Consider the following 24,091-nt stretch of genomic DNA (forward strand, 5'->3'; position numbering starts at 1 on the left):
CCCGGGCGCGCCGCGGTCGAGCGGCCGCTCGGCGGCCGTCATGCCTCCACCCCCCGCAGCTTCGGGTCCAGCGCGTCGCGCAGGGCATCGGTGAGCAGCGAAAACGCGGTGACGAACACCGCCATGAAGGCCGTGGCGGTGGCGAGCTGCCACCAATGGCCCAGGATCAGTTCGCTTTGGGCCTCGCCGAGCATCGTGCCCCACGAGACCTGATCCACCGGCACGCCCAGGCCCAGGTACGAGAGGATCACCTCGGCCTTGATGAAGCCGACGACGAGGATCGACAGCTGCACCAGGATCACGTGCGACACATTGGGCAAGATGTGCCGCACCATGCGCACCCAGGGGCCGGCGCCCGATGCCTCGGCGGCGCGTACGTAGTCGCGCACGGCGTGCTGAAGGTACTCGGCGCGCACCTGCCGGTACACGCCCGTCCAGCCCGTGAAGCCGAGGATCAGCACGACGGTGCCGATGCCGCGGCCGAACACCGCCGCGAACGCGAAGATCAGCAAGATGCCCGGCACCGAGGTGAAGACGTTGTAGAGCCACTCCAAGACGTCCCCGAGCCGTCCGCCGAAGAACCCCGCCAGCGCCCCGAGGGCGGTGCCGAACGCGGTGGCGACGAAGGCCGCCGCCACACCGACGAAGATCGAGACCTGCGCCCCCTGGACCGCCTTGGCGAGCACGTCGCGCCCGAGGCGGTCGCCGCCCAGCGGCAGCGTCGCGCGTCTCGGCGGCTCGGTGGTCTGCAGTTGCGCAGCCCGGCGGCGCCACTCCTCGTAGCGCGGCGCAAGCGGGTCGATGTCCGACAGATCGATGGGCTCGCCACGGGGCGAGGCAGGGCCCGCTTCGTCGGCCGCTGCGCCGGCGGACGCTGTCGGCGCGCCCGTGCCTCCTGGCTCCTGCGCCGCGTGGCTCGTCAGAAAACTCGGCGGCGCATAGGGCACGCCCACCTCGCGCTGCCAGTCGCGCGCCACGAGTCCCGCGGCGCTGGCCGCCACCAGCAGCAAGAAGGCGGCCACGACGGCCAGCGACGCCATGCCGACGCGGTCCGCGCGAAAGCGGCGCCACGCGAGCCGCCACACGCCCTCGCCCTGCGGCCGGGCCGCGGCCTCGCGCGAGACGGTCGGCTCGCCGGCGGCCGCGCTCACTTGAGCTCCACGCGCGGGTCCACCGCCTTGTAGAGCAGGTCGGTGAGCAGGTTGATGGCCATCGTCAGCACCGCCAGGTAGATCGTGAAAGCCTGGATGACGGGATAGTCGCTGCGATTGACGGCCAGCAGCACCTCGCGGCCCAGCCCCGGGATGGAGAAGAACACCTCGATGAGGAACGAGCCGACGAACACGCCCGGCAGCCCGGCCCCGATGTTCGTGAGGATCGGGATCATCGCGTTGCGCAGCACGTGCTTGAGCAGCACCGTGCGCTCGGCCAGGCCCTTGGCGCGGGCGGTGCGCACGTAGTCCTGCCCCATCTCGTCGAGGAAGAAGCTGCGGTACAGCCGCGTTTGCGGCGCGAGCGAGACGGCCACGGCCAGCAGCACCGGCAAGGGTGCGTAGCGCAGCAGGTTGGTCCACACCGAGTCGCTCCACCCCTGCACCGGAAACCACCCGAGCCGGAAGGCGAACAGCCACTGCCCGACGATCACGTACACCAGGAACGAGACGGACAGCGCGACCGTCGTCAGCACCATGACCGCGCGGTCGGTGAGGCTGCCGCGCACCGCCGCCACCGCCAGCGCGAGCGGGATGCTCAGCACCACCTCGAGCACGAGGATGGGCAGCATCACCGTGAGGGTGGCCGGCAGCCGGCTCGCGAAGAGCTGGGCGACGGGCTCGCCGGTGGCCCAGCTGCGGCCCCAGTCGAAGCTCAGGATCTGCCCGACGAAGCGGCCGAGCTGCACGTACCAGGGGCGGTCCAGCCCCAGCTCCTGCCGGATCGCGGCGATCTGCTCGGGGGTGGCGTTGAGCCCCGCCAGGATCTCGGCCGGATCGCCGCCGAAGGCCTTGAACAGCACGAACACCAGCAGCACCACGCCGGCCAGCGTCGGCACCATTTGCCACAGTCGTCGCAGGAGATAGGCCATGCCAGGCGGGAAGGAGGCTCTCGGCGAAGTGTAGTGTCGGCGCGCAGGCCCGAAGCACCTTCTACACTCGCGCAGTGACCGACGACGACCCGCCCGCCCTCACGCGCCGCGCCGTGCACCGCGGCGGGCTCGCGCTCGCCCTGGGCGCCGTGCTGCCCCCGGCCGGGGCCGCCAGCCGTGCGCGCGCCCGCGAAGCGCCCGGCCCCGCCACGCCGCGCCAGGTGCTGCGCTACGCCTTCAACGTGGCCGAGAGCGGCTTCGACCCGGCGCAGATCTCGGACCTGTACTCGCGCATCATCGCGGGCCACATCTTCGAGGCGCCGCTCGCCTACGACTACCTCGCGCGCCCGGCGCTGCTGGTGCCGCGCACGGCCCTCGCGCTGCCTGAGGTGGCGGACGACTTCCGCAGCTTCACCTTCCGCATCCGCCCGGGCATCCACTTCGCCGACGACCCGGCCTTCGGTGGCCGGGCGCGCGAGCTGACCGCGCACGACTACGTCTATGCCATCAAGCGCCACTACGACCCGCGCTGGAAGAGCCCTTCGCTGTACGTGCTGGAGAACGCGCAGGTGCTGGGCATGGACCGCGTGCGGCGCGACGCGGTGGAGGGCCGCCGGCCCTTCGACTACGACCGCGAGGTCGAGGGCCTGAAGGCGCTGGACCGCTACACCTTCCGCGTGCGGCTGGCCAAGCCGGCGCCGCGGTTCGCACACCTCTTCGCCGACCACGCCACGATGGGGGCGGTGGCGCGCGAGGTCGTCGAAGCCCATGGCGATCGCATCGCCGAGCATCCGGTGGGCACCGGGCCGTTTCGTCTCGTGCAGTGGCGGCGCTCGTCCTTCATGGCGCTGGAGCGCAATCCGCGCTTTCGCGAGATGCGCTTCGAGGCGCGGCCCGCGCCGGACGACGCCGAGGGCCAGGCGCTGCTCGCGCGACTGCAGGGGCGGCGCCTGCCGCTGCTCGACCGCGTCGAAATCTCCATCATCGAGGAGTCGCAGCCGCGCTGGCTCGCGTTCCTCAATGGCGAGATCGATCTCGTGGACGTGCCGCTGGAGTTCGCGCACATCGCGGTGCCCAACGGCCGGCTCGCGCCGCATCTGGCCAAGCGCGGCGTGCGCATGACGCGCCAGGTCGCGCCCGACATCACGGTCACCTACTTCCAGATGGAGCATCCGGTGGTGGGCGGCTACACGCCGCAGAAGGTGGCGCTGCGCCGCGCCATTTCGCTGGCCTACGACGTGGGCGAGGAGATCCGGCAGGTGCGCCGCGGCCAGGCGTTGCCGGCGCAGGGGCCCATTCCGCCGCTGACCTTCGGCCACGACCCGGCGATCGTGAGCGAGATGAGCGAGTTCAACCGCGCCAAGGCGCGCGCGCTGCTCGACTTGTACGGCTACGTCGACCGCGACGGCGACGGGTGGCGCGAGCAGCCCGACGGGCAGCCGCTGGTGCTGGAGCTGGCCTCGGGCTCGGACTTGCAGGCGCGGCAGTTCCAGGAGCTGTGGAAGAAGCACATGGACGCGGTGGGCCTGCGGATGCGCTTTCGCATCGCGCAGTGGCCCGAGCAGCTCAAGCTCTCGCGCGCCGGCAAGCTGATGATGTGGGGCGTGGGCTACTCGGCCACCTCGCCCGATGGCGAGGACATGCTCTCGATGGCCTACGGCCCCAACGCCGGCAGCGCCAACCATGCCCGTTTCGCGCTGCCTGCCTTCGACCGGCTGTACGAGCGCATCCAGGTGCTGCCCGATGGCGACGAACGCGCCCGCCTGATGCACGAGGCGAGCCGGCTGATGATCGCCTACATGCCCTACAAGGTGCACACGCACCGCATCCGCACGACGCTCGTGCAGCCCTGGGTGAAGGGCGTGCGGCCGCATCCTTTTGCGCGCGACTTCTGGCAGTACGTGGAGGTGCAGCCGCGCCCCGCGGCGAGCGGCTGAGCCGGCGCGGGAAGCCCTGCTGCCACGCGGCCTACGCGGCGCGCGGAATAATTCGGCCGTCTCGTCCTCCGACCGCATCGTGACGCCCCCTCGCCGAGCCGCCGCGCCTACGTTCTCGTCCTTGCAGTTCCGCCAGGCGCTCGGCATGTTCGCCACCGGCGTGACGGTCGTGACCGCGCGCGACGCCGACGGGCGGCTCATCGGGCTCACCGCGAACTCGTTCAACTCGGTGTCGCTCGAGCCGCCGCTGGTGCTGTGGAGCCTCGCGCTGCGCGCAGGCTCCATGCCGGTGTTCGCACGGGGCTCGCACTACGCGATCAACATCCTCGCGGCCGACCAGGTCGAGCTCGCCGAGCGCTTCGCCAGCAAGAACGTGGACCGCTTCGCCGGCGTGGCCTGGCGCCCGGGCCTGGCCGGCGCACCCGTGCTGGAGGGCGCCGCGGCGGTCTTCGAGTGCTTCAACCGCAGCCAGTACGAGGAGGGCGACCACGTCATCTTCGTCGGCGAGGTCGAGCACTGCACCCGCCGCGAGGGGGCCTCGCCGCTCATCTTCCACGGCGGGCGCTACTACACCGAGTTGCCGCTCGGCCCGCGTTGAGTCGCGGCGAGCATGCCGGGCCTTGAATTCCGGTGCCGCGCCTCGCACCTGCGGGCGTCGCGAAAGGATCGCCATGCACATCGCCTGCCCCCACTGCCACAGCCTCAACCGCGTGCCCGACGAGCGTCTGGGCGAGCAGCCGCACTGCGGCCGCTGCAAACAACCGCTGCTGCCCGGCGCGCCCGCGGAGTTGGGCGACGCGGATTTCGAATCGGTGGTCGGCCGCACCGAGTTGCCGTTGCTGATCGACTTCTGGGCGCCGTGGTGCGGTCCTTGCCGGGCGATGGCACCTCACTTCGAGCAAGCCGCGCAGGCGCTGCAAGGGCGCGTGCAGTGCTTCAAGGTCAACAGCGACGACAACCCGAAGGCCTCCGTGCGATATCGCATCCGCAGCATCCCGACGCTGGTGCTGATGCGCGGCGGCCAGGAGATCGCGCGGCACTCGGGCGCCATGAGCGCGCGCGACCTGCTGCGGTGGGTCGAGACCCAGCTCGGCGCCGCCTGACGGGCGCGGCTGCGCGGCCCGCGCGGCGCGGGCACAATTCATCGGATGACCGACCGCCGCGCCCATCTCGACTCCCGTGCCGTCGTGCTGCTGCTGGCTTGCTGCCTGTTGTGGGGCCTGCAGCAGATCGTCGCCAAAGCCACGCTGCCCTCGATGCCGCCCATGGCGCAGGCCGCGGTCCGTTCCTTGGTCGCGGCGGCGGCGGTGTCGGCCTGGTCGGCGTGGCGAGGCATCCCGCTCTTCCAGCGTGACGGCACGGGGGCGGCCGGCCTGCTGGCGGGCCTGCTGTTCGCGGGGGAGTTCCTCTGCATCTACGTCGGCCTGGGCTACACCACCGCGTCCCGGCTGGTGGTGCTGCTGTACCTGTCGCCTTTCGTCGTGGCGGCCGGCATGCCGTTCATCAGCCGTGCGGAGCGGCTGGCGCCTTTGCAGGTGGGCGGGTTGGTGCTGGGGTTCGGCGCGGTCGTGGTGGCCTTCAGCGAGGGCTGGGGCGTGGCCGGGCAGGGCCAGCGCTGGGTGGGCGACCTGCTCGCCGTGCTGGCGGCCGTGCTGTGGGGTGCGACCACCCTCGCGATCCGCGCCACGCGCCTGGCCAGCGCCTCGGCCGAAAAGACGCTCTTCTACCAACTGGCGGTCTCGGCGATCGCGCTGGGCGTGGCCTCCCCGCTGGCGGGCGAGGCGTGGCCCGCCCGCTGGGGGGCGGCGCTGTGGGGCTCGCTTTTCTTCCAGTCGATCGTGGTGGCCTTCGCCAGCTACCTGGTGTGGTTCTGGCTCGTCCGGCACTACCCGGCGACGCGGCTCGCGTCGTTCACCTTCCTCACGCCCCTGTTCGGCCTGCTGTTCGGCTGGTTGCTGCTCGGTGAAACGGTCACGCCGCGTCTGGTCGCGGCACTGGCAGGGGTGGCCACGGGCATCTGGTTGGTCAACCGCAGAACGGTGCCCCGGCGCGATTGATCGAGGTCAATTCCTCCCCATGAAGCACGGGCCGCTTCCTCCTTTCAAGGGTTGGCAAAAAATGGATCAGGATGTAACCATGGGTTGCGTCTGCTGTTCTCCGCTTCCGCGTGCGTCCCATGTCTGCTGTATCTGCCCCTTCTGCCCCCATTTCCCGGGACGACCTGCGCACCTTCCAACTCGTCGTCCAGCATGTGCCCAACATGGTCGTGATCGCCGATGCCGAGCGCCGCATCGAGTGGGTCAACGACGCCTACACGAGCATCACCGGATGGACGCTCGATGAAGTGCGCGGCCGGCGGCCCGCGGCGTTCCTGCACGGCCCCGGCACCGACCCCGAGGTGGTGGCACGAATGCGCGAGGCACTGGAGCGAGGCGAGCCGGTGGCCGGCGTGGAGGTGCTCAACTACACCAAGGACGGCCGCGAGCTGTGGATCGCACTCAACATCCAGCCGGTCTGCGATGCGGACGGCCGCGTGCATCACTACGTTGCCATCCAGTCCAACCTGACCGAGCGCAAGCGCTTCGAGCAGGCGCTCTCGGAGCAGCGGCGGCTCCTGCAGCAGGCGCTCGCGCTCGCTCACATGGGCAGCTGGGAGATGGACCACGAGACCGGAGCGATGGTGTGCTCCGACGAGATGTACCGGCTGTTCGGCCGCTCGCGCACCGACTGCGCATGCCACTGGGAGTGCTTCCTCGAGCGTGTGCATCCGCAGGATCTCCCCCGCGTGCGCGAGGCTTTCGCGCAGCCGACACCGCAGCGGCCCGAGCACGAGTTCGAGCATCGCATCGTGTTGCCCGGTGGGCAGGTGCGCTGGCTGCTGCAGCGCGGGCGCACCGAGTTCGACCCCGAGGGCCGTCCCGTGCGCACCTCCGGCTTCGCGCAGGACATCACCGAGTCCAAGCGCAACGAGAAGCTCGAGCGCGACAAGCAGGCGCTGGAACAGCTCAGCCGCGCCAAGACGCAGTTCCTCTCCTACATGAGCCACGAGCTGCGCACGCCGCTCAATGCCATCGTCGGCTTCTCGCAGTTGCTGCAGTCCCGCGCGGACGCGCTGCCGCCCACGGTGGCGAGGTATCCCGACCTCATCCTGCAGGCCAGCGAACACCTGCTGCGGCTCATCAACGACCTGCTCGACCTCTCGCTCGTCGAGTCCGGCGGCCTCGCCTTGTCGCGCGACCGGGTAGACGTGCCCAAGCTGCTGCACGAATTGATCGTCCTGCTCGACCCCATCGCGCGCAAGCGCGACGTCGAGGTGCGCATGGAGCCCGGCGCGCGGATGCACTGCAGCGTCTGGGGAGACAGCACTCGCCTGCGACAGAGCTTCATCAACCTCCTGTCCAACGGCATCAAGTACAACCGGCACGGCGGCACGCTGACGGTTCGCGTGCTGCCCGGCGAGGGGCAGGTGCGCATTGAGTTCGAGGACCAGGGCGACGGCATTCCGGCCGACAAGCTCGACTCCCTGTTCGAGCCGCTCCAACGGCTCGGGCGCGAGTCGGGCGACGTCGAAGGGGCCGGCCTGGGGCTTGCGCTCACCCGCTCGCTCATCGAGCGCATGGGCGGGCGGATCGGCGTGCGCAGCCAGGTGGGCCGCGGCTCGGTGTTCGTGGTGGAGATGCCCCGTGCCGAGGAGGACGACGGGCCGGTCTCGCGCCCCGCGCCTTGGATCGAGCCCGAGGCGCTGGCCGCGCCCCGCCCCTACGGCCGGGTGCTGTGCATCGAGGACAACGAGTTCAATTGCCTGCTGCTGGAGGGCCTGTTCGAGCAGCGCCCGGGCCTGGCGGTGAGCTACGCGCGCACCGGGGCTGAGGGGCTGCTGCTGGCGCAGCAGAGCCCGCCCGACCTCATCTTGCTCGACATGCGCCTGCCCGACATGGACGGCCACCAGGTGTACGCCCAGCTGCAGCAGGACGCGCGCACGCGCGGGGTGCCGGTCATCGCCTGCTCCGCCAGCGCCTACGCCGAAGACATCCGCCAGGCCTTGTCCGAGGGGCTGGCCGGCTACCTCATCAAGCCGCTCAGCATGCCGCAGTTCCTGGCGACGATCGACCGCTTCCTGCCGCCCCCCGTCGAAGGGCGCTGAGCAGTGCCGGCCCGGCTGAGCCCGGGCCGGGTTTCTAGAATGCGCGGATGTCTGAGACCTCCGCCGCGGCCGCACCCCTCACGCCGGCCTACCGCCGCAAACTCTTCTGGGTCGCGCTGCTGTACTTCTCCGAAGGCCTGCCGCTCGGCGTCTTCTACGACATCTTTCCCGTCTATTTCCGACAGCAGGGGGTCAACCTCGCCGACATCGGCCTGCTGAGCCTGCTGGGGCTGGCCTGGACGCTCAAGTTTCTGTGGGCGCCCGCCGTGGACTGGGCACGCCGCCACCGGTGGTGGATCGCGGCGGCCAACCTCGGCATGGCGATCGTGATGTGGACGTTCGCAGCCAGCGCCGGTTTCGGGCCGTGGGTGTGGGTGGCCATCGGCTGCTTCACGATGCTCTCGGCCACCAACGACATCGCCACCGACGGCTACACGATCGAGCTGCTCGACAAGCGCGAGTACGGCCTGGCCAACGGTTTTCGCATCGGCTTCTACCGCGTGGGTATGCTCACCGCGGGTGCCGTGCTGATGGTCTCGGGCTGGTTCGGCTGGTCGCTCGCGTACCTGCTCGCCGGTGCGGTCTTCGTGCTCAATGCGGGCCTCGTGCTGCTGGCGCCGCGCGAACCCGCGCGGCCCGGGGCGCCGCCCGGCAGCGCGTTGCAGGAGCTGCGCCTGCTGCGCGAGCAGCCGCTGTGGGTGGCGGCGCTGGCGCTCGTGCTGCTGGGCCTCGTGTGGCCCGCCCTGCCGCCGCTGGCGCGCGCCTTCGGCTGGCCGGGGCTCAACGCCTGGGGGTCGACGTGGTGGTTCCGCGGGGCCATCCCGGTCGCGTTGATGTTCGCCGGCGCGGCGCTCATGGTGCGCGCCGCCCACGGACCCGAGGCGCACCGCATGAAGGAAGGCCCCGTCTTCGGGGCCTGGGTGGAGCTGCTCACGCGGCCCGGCATGATCGGCGTGATCGTCTTCATCCTGCTGTTCAAGCTCGGCGACGCGGCGATGGGCTTCATGGTCAAGCCCTTCTGGGTCGATTCGGGCTTCTCCAACGAGAAGATCGGTCTGGTGAGCGTCAACCTGGGGCTGGCCTTCTCCATCGCCGGGGGCCTGGTCGGCGGCTGGTACGTCGACCGCGTGGGCATCTTCCGGGGGCTGTGGGTGCTCGGGCTGTGGCAGGCCCTGTCCAACCTCGGCTATGCGCTCGCGGCCTGGTACGTGCCCCGCGTGCTGCCCGGCGCGGACGGCATCGTGCAGCCGGTGGACGTGGCCTGGTCCCACCAGCTCGCGGTGTACGCCGCCAGCGCGCTGGAGAGCTTCACCGGCGGCCTGGGCACGGGCGCCTTCCTGGCGTTCCTCATGGGCATCACGCACCGGGCGCGGGCGACCACCGAGTACGCCATCCTGTCCTCGATCTTCGCGTTCTCCCGAGCGGTGGCCGGCTGGGCCGGCGGCCTCGGCGCACAGGAGATGGGTTACGCCGCATACTTCTTCCTCACGTTCTGGCTGTCGTTCCCCGCCTACGCGTTGTTGCCCCTGGTACGCCGGATGCTGGAACCCGGACGCGCGCAAGGGGTCTGAATCACCAAGCGGCTGCGGGCACGCCACCCCGGCCGGGCCGGCCCTGCTCCCGGCACGTTCGCGACGGAGCGGCGGCTGGCGTTTCCTGGAAAGCCTCGACGAGATGAACGCTTACGTGCACCACTGCCCGATGTGCGCCTTGTTGGCCCGGATCGGCCACGAGCCGGCCGACGCGCAGGCGCCGGCCGCCCCTGCCGCCCCGGGGCACGACGACGATGCGCCGGCCCTTCCGCAGCGGCGCCTGTTCACCGGCGCCCTGCTGGCGGCCGGTGCGGCCGCCGCCCTGCCGGCGTGGTCGCGCGAAGGCATCGACGTCGGCAAGGAGTCGGCCTTCACCAAGCTCGTGCCGGCCGAGCAGGTCGAGGCTGCGGCCCAGCAGCAGTACGCGCAGATGATGGCCCAGGCCCGCGCGCAGAACGCGCTCGCCCCGCGCGACCACCCGCAGGTCGTGCGGCTGCATTACGTGGCCAACCGGCTGATCCCGCTCAGTTACAGCTGGAACGCCCGCGCGCGCGAGTGGCGCTGGGAGGTCAACCTCATCGGCTCCAAGCAGATCAACGCCTTCTGCATGCCCGGCGGCAAGATCGCGTTCTTCACCGGCATCCTCGAGAAGCTGCAGCTCAACGACGACGAAGTCGCGCAGATCATGGGCCACGAGGTGGCGCACGCGCTGCGCGAACACGCGCGCGAGCGCATGGGCAAGACGGCCGCCACGCGCATCGGCGCGAGCCTCTTGTCCAGCCTGCTCGGCCTCGGCAACACCGGCGACGCGCTGCTCAACATGGGCGGCCAGTTGCTCACGCTCAAGTTCAGCCGCGAGGACGAATCCGAGGCCGATCTGGTGGGCATGGACCTCGCCGCACGCGCCGGCTACCAGCCGCAAGCCGGCGTGAGCCTGTGGCAGAAGATGATCAAGGTCACCGGCAGCGGCGGGCCCGAGTTCCTCTCGACCCACCCGGCCGGCGAGACGCGCATCCGCGAACTCGAGACCCACCTCGCGCGGGTCATGCCTCTGTACGAGCGCGCTCCCAAGCCCGAGCGTCGCTTCGACCGCGGGTGAGCCCTCCAGCGGTCCGCGGCGGCGTCACGTTCCGCCGACGAAGGGGTTCGTCCTGCGCTCTCGCCCGAAGGTGCTCTCCGGCCCGTGGCCGGGGATGAACACCACGTCGTCCCCCATCGGCCACAAGCGCTGCGTGATCGAGTCGATCAGCGTCTGGTAGTCGCCGCCCGGAAAGTCCGTGCGGCCGATGCTGCCGGCGAACAGCACGTCGCCGACGAAGGCCCGGCGCGCCTCGGGCGAAAAGAACACGACATGGCCCGGCGTGTGCCCCGGGCAGTGGCGCACCTGCAGGGTGCAGCGCCCGATCTGCACCGTGTCGCCGTCGGCCAGCCACCGATCCGGCTCGAACGCCTCGGCGGCCGGGAAGCCGAACATCGCGCCTTGCTGCGGCAGCGCGTCGATCCAGAAGCGGTCGCCCGGGTGCGGGCCCACGATAGGAAGTTGCCGCTCGCGCGCCAGGCGGGCCGTGCCCCCGGCATGGTCGATGTGGGCATGCGTGAGCCAGATCTGCTCCAACTGCACGCCGAGCCGGTCGGCCGTCTCGAGCAGCCGCGGCACTTCGCCGCCGGGGTCGATGACCGCGGCCCGCAGGGTCTGGTCGCACCAGACGATCGAGCAGTTCTGCTGGAACGCAGTGACGGGGACGGTGTGATAGCGCAGCATGCCGTGCATTCTGCGTCAGCGGCGGCGGTCCGGTCGCGGCCCCGCCCCCCGGCGCCCCCTGCCCACGACAAGAGTCGTTGCAAGTTCCCCTCCGAAGTGGGGCTGCGCGCCGCCGGCCTGCACGGCACGCTACGGCGGTCCCTGGCTCATTGAACGATGGAGGACGTATGGGCTTGCTCCCCCCTTCCCGCTCGAGAGGGTCCCGTCGGTGCTGGGCGGCCGTGCTGGTGGCCGCGCCGCTCGTGTGGCTGGCCGCCTGCGGCGGCGGCGGTGGTGGCGGCGGTGGCGGTGGATCGGTGGCACCTGCGCCGTCCGGCCCGGGCCCTTCCATCGCGGCCCCCACCGGGCGCCTGTGGCACCACAACTACGCGCTCGATTTCCTCGACGGCACGCAGATCGCGTCGGCCACGGGCGGGCCGCCGATGGCGGTCACCCCGGAAGCCGAAGCCATCCCCTGGCCCGATGGCAGCCAGTACGTCACGGCCGAGTGGGACCTGCGCACCGACCGGACCGCCGTGCGCGTGCACGCGACCGCATCAGGCGCCGTGTTGCACGAGGCCGCGGTGGACCAGTACTTCCGCGCGCCGCGTCCGGCACCGCATCGCAAGGAGTGGGTGCTCGGCCGCGTCAGCGACAGCGTGACGACGGCGGGCGTGTATGCGGTGATCGATCTGGCCGCGCGGCGGGTGCTCGATCAGTTTCCGGCAGACGACGCCGCTGTGGACTGGCTGCCCGACGGACGCTATGTGCACGTCACCCACGACGGGCGCATCTCGATCGGCACGGTGGGCGTGGCCGCGCGGCAGGCGGTCGGGCAACTGGCGCTGCCCCGCGGGCTCACCGTGAACGAGGTGTGGGCCGACCCGCAGGGCCGGCGTCTGGCGCTGCGGCTGTGGTCCAAGAGCGAAGCAGGCACCATCGATGTCAGCGACCTGTGGGTCAGCGATCTGGACGGCCGCAATGCCTACCGCCACACCCAGACCCGCATGACGAACCGGGCGCGTTGGTCGCCCGACGGGCGCCTGATCGCCTTCGATGTGGACACCGGCTCGTTGTGCGACTTCAGTGGCTGCGTCGGCCATTGCGAGCTTTGGTATGCCGACGCCGACGCGCGCGAGGTGACGGCCCTGCCGGCGGCCGGCGATGCGCGCCAGTTCCGAGTCAGGAACCGCAGCGGCCAGGAGCGCGTGCTCGGCTGCGACCTGCTGGGCTGGACGCCTTGACCCGTGGCGCGGCCGCCTTGCAGCCACAAAAAAGCCCGGCGGCGCCGGGCTGGAGGACAACGCCGCCGAGGCGGCGCGCAAGGATCACCTCAGGTTGCCGCTGATGAGCTTGGTCATCTCGAACATCGACACCTGATCCTTCCGGAAGATCTCCTTGAGCTTGGCGTCGGCATTGATCATGCGCTTGTTCTGCGCATCCTGGAGCTTGTTCTTCTTGATGTAGTCCCAGACCTTCTTGGTCACCTCGGTGCGGGGCAGCGGCTTGTCGCCCACCACGGCGGCCAGCGCCGGCGTGGGGGTCATCGCCTTCATGAAGGCCGCGTTGGGCGTGCGCTTCACCTTGGGCTTGGCCGTCTTGGCGGCGGCCTTCTTCGCCGGGGCCTTCTTCACCGCCGCCTTCTTGGCGGGCGCAGCCTTCTTTGCGGGGGCCGCCTTCTTCGCCGGTGCCGCCTTCTTGGCGGCCGGGGCCTTCTTCGCCGCCGGGGCCTTCTTGGCCGGGGCTTTCTTCGCCGCCGTTTTCTTCGCAGCGGCCTTCTTCGCAGTTGCCATTTCGAATCTCTCCATCAAGTCGGTGGTTGATGTGCCGGTCGGGGCGAAGACCGCATGAGCCTTCGTTCTCTGCCGATGCCTGCGTGGCGAATGGTACTGCGTGCCTGCTGCATTGAGAAGCAGGTTTCAGAGGGAAATCAAGCGTCGTCCCCTCTGGAAAGCCGCTTTTGTCGCGGCGTGGCATCACTTGCGTCACTCGCACAGGCCCTCGTCGGCACTCACGAGTGCAAGAACACGAATGCGAGAACGCGCGATCGACGAGGACGACCTCGCGCTCAGCGGGCACAGGCGCGATGCGTTCGTGCAGGCGCATCGGCCCGCCCGTGCGAAGCGGCTTCTTCGTGCGCGGGCTCCTCGCTCCACAGCACCGCACGGTCGATCTGCTCGAGCGTCGCGCATCCGCACAGCGCCATCGCCGCCTCGAGTTCGTCGCGCAGCAGCCGCAGCGCATGGGCCACGCCGAGCGCCCCCGCACAGGCGAGCGCGCACACGATGGGTCGCCCCACCAGCACCGCGCGGGCACCGAGGGCGAGCGCTTTGAGCACGTCGGTGCCGCGGCGGATGCCGCCGTCCACCAGCACCGGCATGGCGTCGCCCACCGCCTCCACGATGCGCGGCAGGGCCCAGGCGGTGGGCACCGCGGTGTCGAGCGTGCGGCCGCCGTGGTTGGAGACGACCACGCCCGCGGCCCCGACCGCCTGCGCCTGACGCGCGTCGTCGGCGTGCAGGACGCCCTTGAGCAGCAGCGGCAGGCGCGTGCGAGAGGCGAGCCAGGCGACGTCGTCCCATCCCGGTGCCGCGAGGGCGAGGTGGTCGAACACGTGGCTCGCGGCGGGTCCTGCGCCTCGCGCCTCGGCGCGCGGCCGATCCACCAGGTTGACGGAGCGCACCTCGGGCGGCACACCCGCACCGGCGCGGCGCTCGCGGTCCCGCACACCGGACACCGGCGCATCGACCGTCAGCACCAGCGCCTCGTACCCCGCCGCCTCGATGCGTGCAAGGAGCTCCTGCATCCAGCCCCGGTCGGGGTGCCAGTAGAGCTGCATCCACAGCGGCCCTCTCCCTGCGTCGGCCTGCATCGCACGAGCGACACTTTCGAGCGGTGCGCTCGCCTGCAGGCTCAGCACCAGTCCGGCGCCCTGGGCCGCGGCGCCCCACGCGGTGGCCCACTCGCCATCGGGATGCACGGCGCGTTGGTAGGCGACCGGCGCGACGAGGACCGGCTGGGGCCACTCGCGGCCGAACAGGTGCACCCGCGTGTGCCCGTGCGCCAGGGGACGCAGCACACGCGGGTGCAACCACAGGGCGTCCCACGCCTCGCGGTTGGCACGTCGGGTGAGCTCGTCGCCCGCAGCGCCGTCCAGCCAGGCCCAGGTGGCGGAGTCCACCCGCTCTGAAGCCAGGCGCTCGTAGTCGGCAAGGTTCACGATGCCGGCCGGGATGCGATCGATGCGAGGGCTCATGACGTCAGGTGTCGGCCCACATGCGCAGCAGGTTGTGATACGTGCCCGAGAGCGCCACGGCCAGGTCCGACTCGCCGTGCCGCTCGCGCAGCCGCAGCAGGTTCATGTCCAGGTCGAACAGCAGGCGCCGCTGCTCAGCGCCGCGCACCATGCTCTCCACCCAGAAGAAGCTCGCCATCCGACACCCGCGGGTGACCGGCTCGACGCGGTGCACGCTCGTCGCGGGGTACAGCAGCGCGTGCCCGGCAGGCAGCTTCACCCGCCGGCTGCCGTAGCTGTCCTCGACCACGAGCTCGCCGCCCTCGTACTCGTCGGGCTCGCTCAGGAACAGCGTGCAACTGACATCGCTGCGCACCCGCTCGCCGGTGAGGCGCGAATGCAGCACGGCGCCGTCCACGTGGTTGCCGTAGTGGTTCGTCTCGCCGCCGTACCGGTTGAACAGCGGGCCGAAGATCTTCTTCGGCAGGGCCGCCGAAAAGAAGATTGCGTGGCGGTTCAGCGCGGCTCTCACCATCGCCTGCAGCTCGCGGCTCGCCTGGCTGTCCTGCGGCAGCTGCTGGTTGTTCTTCACCGCGAGCGCCTGGGCCCCCGCGGTGGCCCGGCCGTCGGTCCAGGCGGCCGCCTCGAGGACCTGCCGCGCATGGCGCAGCTCCTCGGGCGTCAGCACGTCCTCTAGGTGCAGCAGCATGGCGACCGCCTCAGAAGACGGCCTTCGCAGACAGCTGGACCGTGCGCGGAGCACCGGGGATGTAGAACCCGCGGTACAGCCCGTCGGCATGGCGCTTGTCGCCCGCGTTCTTCACGTTCAGCTTGAACGACCAGACCTCACTGAGCAGGTACTCGCCCATGAGGTCCACCGTGGCGAAGCCGGGGGCTCGCACGTGCCGCGCTCCTTCGGGGTTCTGCGCGCTGCGGAAGTTCACGCCCGTGCCCACGCGCAGCTGGGGCGTGAGGCGGTATGTCATCCACACGGAGCCGCTGTGCTTGGGCGTGAGGCCGGGGCGATCGCCTTCCACCTGAGCGCCGGTGCCGGCCGCATTGAGCGCGACGTTGCTGCGGTCGATCTTCGCCCGCGGGATCCACGAGTACGACACGAAAGCCTCCCATGCCGGCGTGATGCGCCCCGCCACGTTCAGCTCCAGGCCCGCGGCGTGACGCTTGCCGGACAGCAGTTCCTGGGTGGCCGCCGAGTCCGGGTCGGTGTTCCGCTCGTTGTACTTCTCCGAGTAGAAAAGGGCCGCGCCGACGAACAGCCGGTGGTCCAGCAGGTCGAACTTGCCGCCGATCTCGACGTTGCGGCTCTTCTCCGGCGGGGTGTTCAGGGCACGCTGGTTCCCCGGGGACGCCAGGCTCGAGTTGACGCTGTAGGAGTAGGTCTCGCCCGAGGTGTTGTAGGAGTAGCCGTACGACGCGTAGTACGACGACGAGTCGTTCGGCTGGTACAGCACGCCCAGGCGCGGGCTCCACAGGTTCTCGGCGATGCTCTTGGTGGCACCCGCGGTGTCGCGGTAGTCGGCTCGGAAGCGATCGAACCGCACGCCGCCCACGAGCTTCCACAGGGGCGTCAGCGACACCACGTCCTGCGCATAGAGCGAGAGGTTCTTCGTGTCGAACTTCGCCATCGCGATGGGCCAGCGCGTGTCGGGGATGGCAGCGCCGTCGTCGGGCGTGCCCACGCGCGTGGTGGGCCGCGGCGTCGCGCCCGGGATGTTGTTGTTGCGCTTGGCGTCCTCGCGACTCCATTCGATGCCCGCCAGCACCTCGTGCCGCACGCCACCCCAGTCGAGCTGGTCGGAGTATTCGCTTTGCAGCGTGGTGATTTCGCTTTGGCCGACACGACCCTTGCCGGTGCGGCTCAGCACCGTGTCCCCGCGGATCTGCTCGCGGCGCGTGATCGCCTGGCCGTCCGGCTGCTGCGCGGCGGGCGCGAACCGCACCACGCTGGCCCACAGGTCGCGCTCGTACTTGCCATGGCGCAACGTCGTCTTGAGTTCGCCGCGCCCGTCGAAGCGGTGCACGTGCTGCAGCGTGCCGTAGGTCGCGCCGCCTTCGTTGTGGTCGCTGGCCAAGCCGTAGTACGCATCCGCTTCGAGCGTCGGGATCAGCGTGCCGCGGTTGCCCTGGCTGAGCAGCCACGGGTGGTCGTACAGCGGCCGGTTGTCGTACTCGAGGTGGTACAGCCCCACCAGGAACTCGTTGCGCGTGCCGATGCCCCAGCGGTAGGTGGGCGCGATGCCGCGCTTGTCCACCGTTGCGCCGTCGTTGTCGGCATGGTGCACCATCGCGTTCAGGCGCAGCGCTGCATCCTCGCCGGTCTTGAGATTGAAGTCGCCGGTCACGCGCCCCATTCGGCCGGTGCCCACCGTGGCCTCGACCTCGTGCTGGTTCATCAAGAAGGGCTTCTTGCTCACTTGGTTGACCACGCCCCCGGTCGAGCCGCGGCCGAACAGCATCGACGCCGAGCCCTTCAGCACCTCGATGCGGTCGTTGTTGAAGGTGTCGCGTTCGTAGAGCGGGGCGTCGCGCAGCCCGTCCACATAGAGGTCGCCGGCTTGCAGGAGCGAGAAGCCGCGCAGCCGCACATCCTCCTCGCCGGTCTCGCCGGCCTGAAAGGTCACCCCGGCCGTCGCGCGCAGCACCTCGCGCAAGTCGTCCAGGTGGCGGTCGTCCATCAGCCGCTCGGTGTGTACCGTGACCGACTGCGGCACATCGCGCAGCGCCTGGTCGCCCTTGGCCACACCGGTGCGGCTGGCCCGCAGGCTTTGTTTGTCGGCCGTCTCGGGCGTGCCGCGCACGGTCACCTGCGGCAAGGCCGGCGGCGTGGGTCCGGGGGGCGTCTGGGCGCAGGCCAGGCCGGCCAGACCGAATCCGGCAGCCAGTGCGCCCAACGGGGCGAGCACGGGGCCCAAGCTGGGGGGCTGTTCAGCGGTGGGCGCGGCTGCGCGCGCGCGAGAAGACAGATGGCGTCGAGCCATGGGTGGCACTCCAGAGTTGAGAGACGGATTGCGGGATCGCCGCAGTCCGTGGCTCGCCACCCGGGAGGAGGGCTTCGAAGGCCGAGGGCCGGCTCAGGCCGACCCCGCCGCGCTGGCTGGGACCGCTCGTGAAGAAGCGTGAATGATAACCATTCTCTTTGACGTGTGCTGCGCGAGGCGCCCCCGCCCGGTGCGCCATGCGCACCGGGCGGGGCGCTGCCGTACCGCCTCAGCCCTTCTTCGCCGCGAGCTTGGGGGCGGTCTTCACGCTCCAGACCATCGTGATCGCGAGGATGGACACCACCACCCCGAGCGACCACAGCACGGGGATCTTGTAGACGTCGATCAGCAGCATCTTCGTGCCGATGAAGGCGAGGATCACCGCGAGCCCGTAGCTGAGCAGGTGGAACTTGGTCGCCATCGCCGCGAGCAGGAAGTACATCGCCCGCAGGCCGAGGATGGCGAAGATGTTGGACGTGAGCACGATGAACGGATCGGTCGTGATCGCGAAGATCGCCGGGATCGAGTCGACCGCGAAGATCACGTCGATCACGCCCACCAGCAGCACCACCAGCAAGAGTGGCGTGGCGATGCGCTTGCCGTTTTGCACGGTGAAGAACTTCTCGCCGTCGAAGTCCTTCGAGACGGGAATGACCCGGCGCAGCAGCTTGAGCGCGGGGTTGCTCTCCATGTCCGCTTCCTGGCCGGCCGCCCACCACATCTTGATGCCGGTGATGACCAGGAAGGCGCCGAACACGTAGAGCAGCCAGTGGAACTGCGCGATCAGGTAGCTGCCCACCAGGATCATCACGGTGCGCAGCACGATCGCGCCGATGATGCCGATCATCAACACCCGCTTCTGGAAGGCCTGCGGCACCGCGAAGTAGGTGAAGATCATCAGGAACACGAAGATGTTGTCGACGGCGAGCGACTTCTCGATCAGATAGCCCGTGAGGAACTCCATCGCCTTCGTGTTGGCCATCGCGACGCCGTGGTCCTGAGCGACGGCCCACCAGAACAGGCCGTTGAAGGCGAAGCTGAGCAACACCCAGACGAGCGACCAGTTCAGCGCCTCCTTCACGGAGACTTCGTGCGCGCCCTGCTTCTTGAGCACGACGAAGTCGATGAACAGCGCGACCAGCACCGAGACGACGAAAAATGCCCACAACCAATCGGGCGCAATGGTGTCCATGCACACTCCAGAAGAGTTGAACGATTGCGCCGAAAGGTCTTGCGGGGTGGGCGCGACGGGCCGGGGGATGGCTGCGCCCTTGCGGGACCCGGGCGCTTCGCCGGGAGGCGAATGCGTCCGTATTGACGGGTGTCCGCCACGGCCTGGGCCGTGTGCTACTCCCCTTTCGACAGGCGCGATTCTCGCCAATCGGCCCAAATCCTGTCGAATCGAGGGGAATTGCGACCGCGCCCGCTTGGCAGGGCGGGGCCCGCGGGGCAGACTGCGGTCGCCGGCATTCTTGTCCATCGTTGCATCGTCTGCCCCACTCCATGAAGAAGATCGTGGTTCTCATCGACGACGCGGCGCATGCGCAGGCCCGACTGCCCGCCCATGGGCCGGGCGAGGGCGTGCAGTGGGTGTTCGTCGCCTGCGCGCCCCGACTCACGCACCGCGCTTCCAAGTGGGTCGCGCACGGCGCGCGCGAGCACTGGCGCGCCAAGTGGGCCGCGCGGCTGTTCGAGGCCTTCGAGCCTTGCGTGCGAGCGCGAGGATGGCGCTACGAACTGGTGGTCGCCCGCGGGCCGCTGCCACCCTTGCTGTCCCAGCTCGGCGGCGACGAGGTGATCGACGCCCGGCGCCCGAAGGACGCATCGCCTGCGCCCGTGCCCCCCTTCAAGGCCTCCACCCCGGGCTCGCTGTGGCTCGTGATGCTCGGCACCTGGTTCGCAGCCGAAGCCGCGTGATCGGCGCAGCCCGCCGCGTGCCGCCGCACGGGCTCGCTGCGGTATGCTCGCGCCCATGCTGAAGATCCTCGTGCGCTGGTTCTTGCTCGCCTCGGCGTTGCTGCTGGTCACGCAGCTCTATCCGGCCGTCGAGGTGCGCAGCTTCGGCTCCGCGCTCGTCGCGGCGCTGGTGTTGGGGCTGCTCAACGCGGTGGTCAGGCCCGTGCTGGTCGTGCTGACGCTGCCCGTCACCGTGATCACGCTCGGGCTCTTCCTCTTCGTGATCAACGCGCTCATGTTCTATTTCGCCGCGAGCCTGCTCGAGGGGCTGCAAGTGCCCACCTTCACGGCGGCCCTGATCGGCTCGCTGATCTACAGCCTGTGCGGCGTGGTCATCGACGCCGCGCTCGAGGCCCTGTTCGAGCGCCGCTAGGCCTTCAACGCCCGGCTTCCTCGCGCAGGCGTCGGCGCCATTCCTCCTCCCACAGCCGCAGCCGCGCGTCGATCACCGAGGCTTCGATGAAGTCGGACTTCGCGCCCGTGCGCGCGAGGGACTGCGCGGCGCGCAGCCGGTCGATGGCGCCTTGCACGTCGCCCACCAGATAGCGCGCCTCCGCCTGGGCCCGCACCGCGCGCAGCGGCTGGCCGAGCTTCTCCCAGGCCTGCCCCAGCAGCTCCCAGGCTTGCAGATCGGTCGCGCGCAGCGACACCCAGCCTTGCAGGTCTTCCGCGGTGCGCTGCAGCCTTGCGGGCGCCTCGGGCCCTTGGGCGGCCAGGCCGATGCGTGCGCTCAGCAGTTCCATCCCGCGCGAGCCGTCGCCCCGCCAGGCAGCGAGGGCCTCGTCGGCGCGCGCCGCGTCGCCGCGCAACAGCCAGCTCTCGGCGCGCAGCATCGCCGCCGCTCGGCGCGCCCGCGCGTCGTCCTGCACCAGCGGCTCCAGTTGCGCGAGGGCCGCGTCGGCCGCCGCCCAGTCGCGCAATTGCGCCGCAGCCTGTGCGCGGGTGGCCAGGGCCAACGCGCGTGCCGGGCGGGCGCCGCCGGCGTCGTCCGTCTGGCGCAGCCAGGCCCGCCAGGTGTCGGGCCGCGGGTCCATCAACACGCGCGCACGCGCCTGCATGAGCGCGTGTTCCAGCGAGACGCCCGGCGAGCGCGCCGGGCCCATGCCCTGGCGCGCGCGGGCCTCGCCGATGCGCTCGCTGGTCAGCGGGTGCGTGCGCAGGTAGGGGAAGGCGCCGCTGTCGTTGACGCGCGAGCTCTGCTGCAGCTTCTCGAACATGCTGGACATGCCGGCCGCCGAGAAGCCGGCCTCCTCCAGCACGAGAAACCCGATGCGGTCGGCCTCGCGCTCCATGTCGCGCGAGAAGTTGAGCTGCGCTTGCAGCGCCACCGCCTGCCCGCCCGCGATCATCGCGTTGGCTGCCTGAGGACTGCGGCTGGCGGCCAGCACGCCGACGATCATCGAGGCGAGCGCCACCAGCGACTGCTGCTTGCTCTGCACGAGACTGCGCGCGATATGGCGCTGCGTCACGTGCGAGAGCTCGTGCGCCAGCACCGAGGCCAGCTCGTCGCGGGTGGCCGTCAGTGCGATCAGGCCGAGGTGCACCCCCACGTAGCCCCCGGGCAAGGCGAAGGCGTTGACCGAGCGCTCGCGCAGCAGAAAGGCCTGCCACGCGAAGCGGTCGTGCAGCTCGGCAGACACCTCGCCGCGCGCACGGGCGGCGGCCATCAACTGCTGCCACAGCGCATCCACGTAGTCGTCCAGCAGCGGGTCCGCGAAGTACGCCGGGTCGCGCCGGATCTCGGCCACGATGCGGTCGCCCAGTTGCCGCTCGGTGCCGACGCTGAACTCGCCCGAGACGCTGTCGCCCAGGGCGGGCAGCTGCTGCGGCATCGGCGCCGGGGTCGATTGCGCCCACGCAGTGGAAAGCGGCGCGCTCACCGCCCCGAGGCCGAATGCGAGGGCCACTGCGCACACGGCCCACGTCGACACCCGGCGAGGCGCGGGGCCCACGCCTGCCGCCCCACCCGACGAACCAGGACGTGGCCCGGCTGCGGTGGGGCCCAGCGTGGCAGGCGGCGCGAAAGATCGGTGCAGCAAGAAAACGGCTCCAGACGAGGGCCTGCGCGGCAGGCGGGGATCGGGACGGGTGCCGGCTCGCGCCAGCCTCGGGGTTAGAAGGCGGCGGGGCCGCGAGGTTCAACGTATCATGCCAAAGCCATGAACCGCACTGCTGCATCCGACACCGGCCTCACCCACTTCGACGCGCAGGGGCAGGCGCACATGGTCGATGTCGCCGGCAAGGACGTGACCCACCGCGTCGCTCTCGCGCACGGTTTCATCGAGATGCTGCCCGCCACGCTGCAGGTGATTCGGTCCGGCACCGCCAAGAAGGGCGACGTGCTCGGCATCGCGCGCATCGCGGCGATCCAGGCCGCCAAACGCACCGCCGATCTCATCCCCTTGTGCCACCCGCTGCCCCTGACCCGGGTGGCCGTGGAATTCGAAGTCCACGCCGCCGGCAGCCGCGTCGAGTGCCGGGCTCAGGTCGAGACGCTCGGCCGCACCGGCGTCGAGATGGAGGCCCTCACCGCGGTGCAGGTCGGCCTGCTCACCATCTACGACATGTGCAAGGCCATCGACCGCGGCATGACGATCACCGGCGTGCGCCTGCTCGAGAAGCACGGCGGCAAGTCCGGTCCGTACGTCGCGCCGCAGCCCGGCACGGCGGCGCGCTGAGCGGCGCTCCCGCGCCACGGCGCCGGCGCATCAACGCTGCCGCGCCGCCAACACCGCCCGCGGCTCCAGGTCCTCGAAGCCGTACTCCGTGACCGGCGTGGTGTCGCAGTGCCAGGGGCGCGCACCCTCGGCGGCGCGTTCGCAGGCCGCGAACCACTCGTCACCCAGCGGGTGCCGGAACTCGCGCAGGCGCTGCGCCACGTACAGTGCGCGCCGCTGCTCGCCCGATTCGTGCAACGCCTTGGCATACGCGATCATCAGCCGCGCATCGACGAGGTGATGCAGCGGCCGCTCGAAGGTGGCGAGCAGCGGCCCCGGGCGCGAGGCCGTCGTCACCGCGGCGTAGTCGGCATGGTGACCGAACCAGCGGCTGCGCTGCCCCGCCCGGATGCGTTCGCTCAAGGGGCGTTCCCCAGCCTCCCCCTGCGGCGCGAAGATCTGCACCACGCGCTCGTACTCCCAGGCCGCCTGCACGGCGCCCGCGATCATCACGAGGCCCGCCACACGCGCCAGCACGCCAGCCACCCGGCACACCCGCTCGCGGCCGGGAGGGATCACCCCCACGCCGCCCGCCCCCAGATACACCGCCAGCGCCACCGCCGTGGGCAGCAGGAAGTAGGCGTACCACAACGGGTACTCCAGCAGGCTGTGCAGCCCCACGAGGGCCAGCATCATCAGCGCCACCCGCGAGGCCCGCGAGCGGGCCTCGTCGGCCGCGCTCAGCCCGCCGCGCGCACGCCACATCAGCGCCCCCAGCGTGCCGAGCAGCACCAGCGTCATCGGCACACCAAGCTCCACCGCGAGCTGCAGCACCAGGTTGTGCGTGTGGTCGAAGAAGGCCACCGGCCGGTCGGGAAACGGCGTGAACGTCCATGCGAAGTTGAAGTGGCCCCACCCCACCCCGGCCCAGGGGTACTCGGCGATCAGCGCGAGCGTGTTCGACCAGATCGCGAACCGCGAACTGCTGATGTCGCTGGCGCTGTGCATGCGCGCCTCAGGGAAGAACGTGACCCCGCCCCAGCGCCCCCACAGCCACGCCAGCACCGCGAACGCCGCCGCCAGCGGCAAGGCCGCCATCAGCCCCTGGCGCACCCCCGGGCGCAGCCGTCGGTCGAGCGCGCCCCACGCACTCAGCATCGCGAGCATCAGCCACCCCATGCGCGAGCCGCTCAGCACGATCCCGAGCGCCAGCAGCGCCATCACCGGCACCAGGAGCCGCCGCGGCCACGCCCGCGCCTGGGCCCACCACACCGCCCCGCAGAGCGCCAGCGCGAGCAGCGTGGTGAGCTGATTCGGCTGCCGCACGTTGCCCATCGCCCGGCCGGCCGAAGAAGGGGTCGCGATGAAGCCCGGCAGCGTGGAGTCGCCTCCCCACGCCGGCCACACGTACTGCACGATGCCAAACACCGCACTCACGAGTCCCGCGGCCAGCCACCCCAGGCACAACGCAGCCATCACCGAGCCCTCACCGAAGGAGCCCTGAGAGGGCCTTGCATGCCCCGGCCCGACCCCCGTCGGCGCGATGGAAGGCCCCGCGCTCCAGGGCGGCGCCACCAGCAGCCACACCCCGAAGCCGAAGAGGCTCGCCAACCCCAAGTGCAGCACCGGCTCAGGCGTGCCGGAGCCCACCACCAGGGGCGGCAGCGCGACGGCCAGTACGAGAAGGGGGAAGCTGAAAGAAGCGGCGGTTCGGCTCACGCGGCGCATTGTGCCTGCGCGGCGGGGCCGTCCCTCGGCGCGGTCGACGCTGCCGACGCCCCCGGCGCGGCGGGGCGCCTCCAGGCGGCCG

Annotated in this window: 21 protein-coding genes; 11 read left to right on the plus strand and 10 right to left on the minus strand. The window is 70.8% G+C overall.

Annotated elements, in window-relative coordinates; translation table 11 throughout:
* Positions 1-38 precede the first annotated feature (38 nt).
* A complete protein-coding gene (locus OMP39_RS00385) occupies positions 39-1,151 on the minus strand; it encodes an ABC transporter permease (protein ID WP_264892848.1) in 1,113 nt (370 codons plus the stop codon).
* The gene (locus tag OMP39_RS00390) at positions 1,148-2,083 is read right to left on the minus strand and encodes an ABC transporter permease (RefSeq protein ID WP_264892849.1); all 936 of its coding nucleotides are present in this window, start codon (positions 2,081-2,083) and stop codon (positions 1,148-1,150) included. Before OMP39_RS00390 ends, OMP39_RS00385 begins: the two co-directional genes overlap by 4 nt.
* 74 nt (positions 2,084-2,157) lie before the next feature.
* Here OMP39_RS00390 and OMP39_RS00395 point away from each other — a divergent pair, with 74 nt between their 5' ends.
* From OMP39_RS00395 to OMP39_RS00425, 7 genes are all read left to right on the plus strand, one after another.
* A complete protein-coding gene (locus OMP39_RS00395) occupies positions 2,158-4,020 on the plus strand; it encodes an ABC transporter substrate-binding protein (protein ID WP_264892850.1) in 1,863 nt (620 codons plus the stop codon).
* 79 nt (positions 4,021-4,099) lie between these two features.
* A complete protein-coding gene (locus OMP39_RS00400) occupies positions 4,100-4,618 on the plus strand; it encodes a flavin reductase family protein (protein WP_264892851.1) in 519 nt (172 codons plus the stop codon).
* Between the two features lie 73 nt (positions 4,619-4,691).
* Positions 4,692-5,123: a thioredoxin TrxC gene (trxC, locus tag OMP39_RS00405; protein ID WP_264892852.1), complete on the plus strand. Its 432-nt coding sequence runs from the start codon at positions 4,692-4,694 to the stop codon at positions 5,121-5,123.
* A gap of 45 nt (positions 5,124-5,168) precedes the next feature.
* A complete protein-coding gene (locus OMP39_RS00410; protein WP_264892853.1) occupies positions 5,169-6,077 on the plus strand; it encodes a DMT family transporter in 909 nt (302 codons plus the stop codon).
* A gap of 119 nt (positions 6,078-6,196) precedes the next feature.
* Entirely contained in the window at positions 6,197-8,164 is a 1,968-nt protein-coding gene (locus tag OMP39_RS00415) for a PAS domain S-box protein (RefSeq protein WP_264892854.1), read from the plus strand.
* 47 nt (positions 8,165-8,211) lie between these two features.
* Entirely contained in the window at positions 8,212-9,735 is a 1,524-nt protein-coding gene (locus OMP39_RS00420) for an MFS transporter (protein WP_264892855.1), read from the plus strand.
* Positions 9,736-9,838: 103 nt separating this feature from the next.
* Positions 9,839-10,795 (plus strand): M48 family metallopeptidase, encoded by a 957-nt coding sequence (locus tag OMP39_RS00425; RefSeq protein WP_264892856.1) that lies wholly within the window; start codon positions 9,839-9,841, stop codon positions 10,793-10,795.
* Positions 10,796-10,819: 24 nt separating this feature from the next.
* Here the strand turns inward: OMP39_RS00425 and OMP39_RS00430 are convergent, their stop codons facing one another.
* On the minus strand, positions 10,820-11,458 hold the full coding sequence (locus tag OMP39_RS00430) for an MBL fold metallo-hydrolase (RefSeq protein ID WP_264892857.1): 639 nt from the start codon (positions 11,456-11,458) through the stop codon (positions 10,820-10,822).
* A 167-nt stretch (positions 11,459-11,625) separates the two neighbouring features.
* Here OMP39_RS00430 and OMP39_RS00435 point away from each other — a divergent pair, with 167 nt between their 5' ends.
* A complete protein-coding gene (locus tag OMP39_RS00435; protein WP_264892858.1) occupies positions 11,626-12,681 on the plus strand; it encodes a TolB family protein in 1,056 nt (351 codons plus the stop codon).
* Between the two features lie 84 nt (positions 12,682-12,765).
* Here the strand turns inward: OMP39_RS00435 and OMP39_RS00440 are convergent, their stop codons facing one another.
* The 5 genes from OMP39_RS00440 to OMP39_RS00460 form a co-directional block, all read right to left on the minus strand.
* The gene (locus tag OMP39_RS00440; RefSeq protein ID WP_264892859.1) at positions 12,766-13,230 is read right to left on the minus strand and encodes an SWIB/MDM2 domain-containing protein; all 465 of its coding nucleotides are present in this window, start codon (positions 13,228-13,230) and stop codon (positions 12,766-12,768) included.
* 275 nt (positions 13,231-13,505) lie between these two features.
* Complete coding sequence (locus tag OMP39_RS00445) at positions 13,506-14,693, minus strand: alpha-hydroxy acid oxidase (protein ID WP_264892860.1); 1,188 nt, start codon at positions 14,691-14,693, stop codon at positions 13,506-13,508.
* Positions 14,694-14,697: 4 nt separating this feature from the next.
* Positions 14,698-15,381: a Fe2+-dependent dioxygenase gene (locus OMP39_RS00450; protein ID WP_264892861.1), complete on the minus strand. Its 684-nt coding sequence runs from the start codon at positions 15,379-15,381 to the stop codon at positions 14,698-14,700.
* Positions 15,382-15,391: 10 nt separating this feature from the next.
* The gene (locus OMP39_RS00455) at positions 15,392-17,668 is read right to left on the minus strand and encodes a TonB-dependent receptor (RefSeq protein WP_264892862.1); all 2,277 of its coding nucleotides are present in this window, start codon (positions 17,666-17,668) and stop codon (positions 15,392-15,394) included.
* Between the two features lie 229 nt (positions 17,669-17,897).
* Positions 17,898-18,860 (minus strand): TerC family protein, encoded by a 963-nt coding sequence (locus OMP39_RS00460; protein WP_264892863.1) that lies wholly within the window; start codon positions 18,858-18,860, stop codon positions 17,898-17,900.
* A 311-nt stretch (positions 18,861-19,171) separates the two neighbouring features.
* Between OMP39_RS00460 and OMP39_RS00465 the strand changes: the two genes are divergently transcribed.
* The gene (locus OMP39_RS00465; protein WP_264892864.1) at positions 19,172-19,585 is read left to right on the plus strand and encodes a hypothetical protein; all 414 of its coding nucleotides are present in this window, start codon (positions 19,172-19,174) and stop codon (positions 19,583-19,585) included.
* A 55-nt stretch (positions 19,586-19,640) separates the two neighbouring features.
* Positions 19,641-19,997 carry a phage holin family protein gene (locus tag OMP39_RS00470; RefSeq protein ID WP_264892865.1) on the plus strand — a complete coding sequence of 119 codons (357 nt, stop codon included), beginning with the start codon at positions 19,641-19,643 and terminating at the stop codon, positions 19,995-19,997.
* Positions 19,998-20,001: 4 nt separating this feature from the next.
* On the opposite strand, the gene OMP39_RS00475 is transcribed toward OMP39_RS00470, so the two are convergent.
* Entirely contained in the window at positions 20,002-21,456 is a 1,455-nt protein-coding gene (locus tag OMP39_RS00475) for a M48 family metalloprotease (RefSeq protein WP_264892866.1), read from the minus strand.
* Between the two features lie 327 nt (positions 21,457-21,783).
* On the opposite strand from OMP39_RS00475, the gene moaC reads away from it, so the two are divergent.
* Positions 21,784-22,302, plus strand: a complete 519-nt coding sequence (moaC, locus tag OMP39_RS00480; protein WP_264892867.1) for a cyclic pyranopterin monophosphate synthase MoaC — start codon at positions 21,784-21,786, stop codon at positions 22,300-22,302.
* A 30-nt stretch (positions 22,303-22,332) separates the two neighbouring features.
* Here the strand turns inward: moaC and OMP39_RS00485 are convergent, their stop codons facing one another.
* The gene (locus OMP39_RS00485; RefSeq protein WP_264892868.1) at positions 22,333-24,000 is read right to left on the minus strand and encodes a PglL family O-oligosaccharyltransferase; all 1,668 of its coding nucleotides are present in this window, start codon (positions 23,998-24,000) and stop codon (positions 22,333-22,335) included.
* Positions 24,001-24,091: the final 91 nt, after the last annotated feature.

Source organism: Schlegelella aquatica, from assembly GCF_026013905.1.
GTDB lineage: Bacteria > Pseudomonadota > Gammaproteobacteria > Burkholderiales > Burkholderiaceae_C > Caldimonas > Caldimonas aquatica.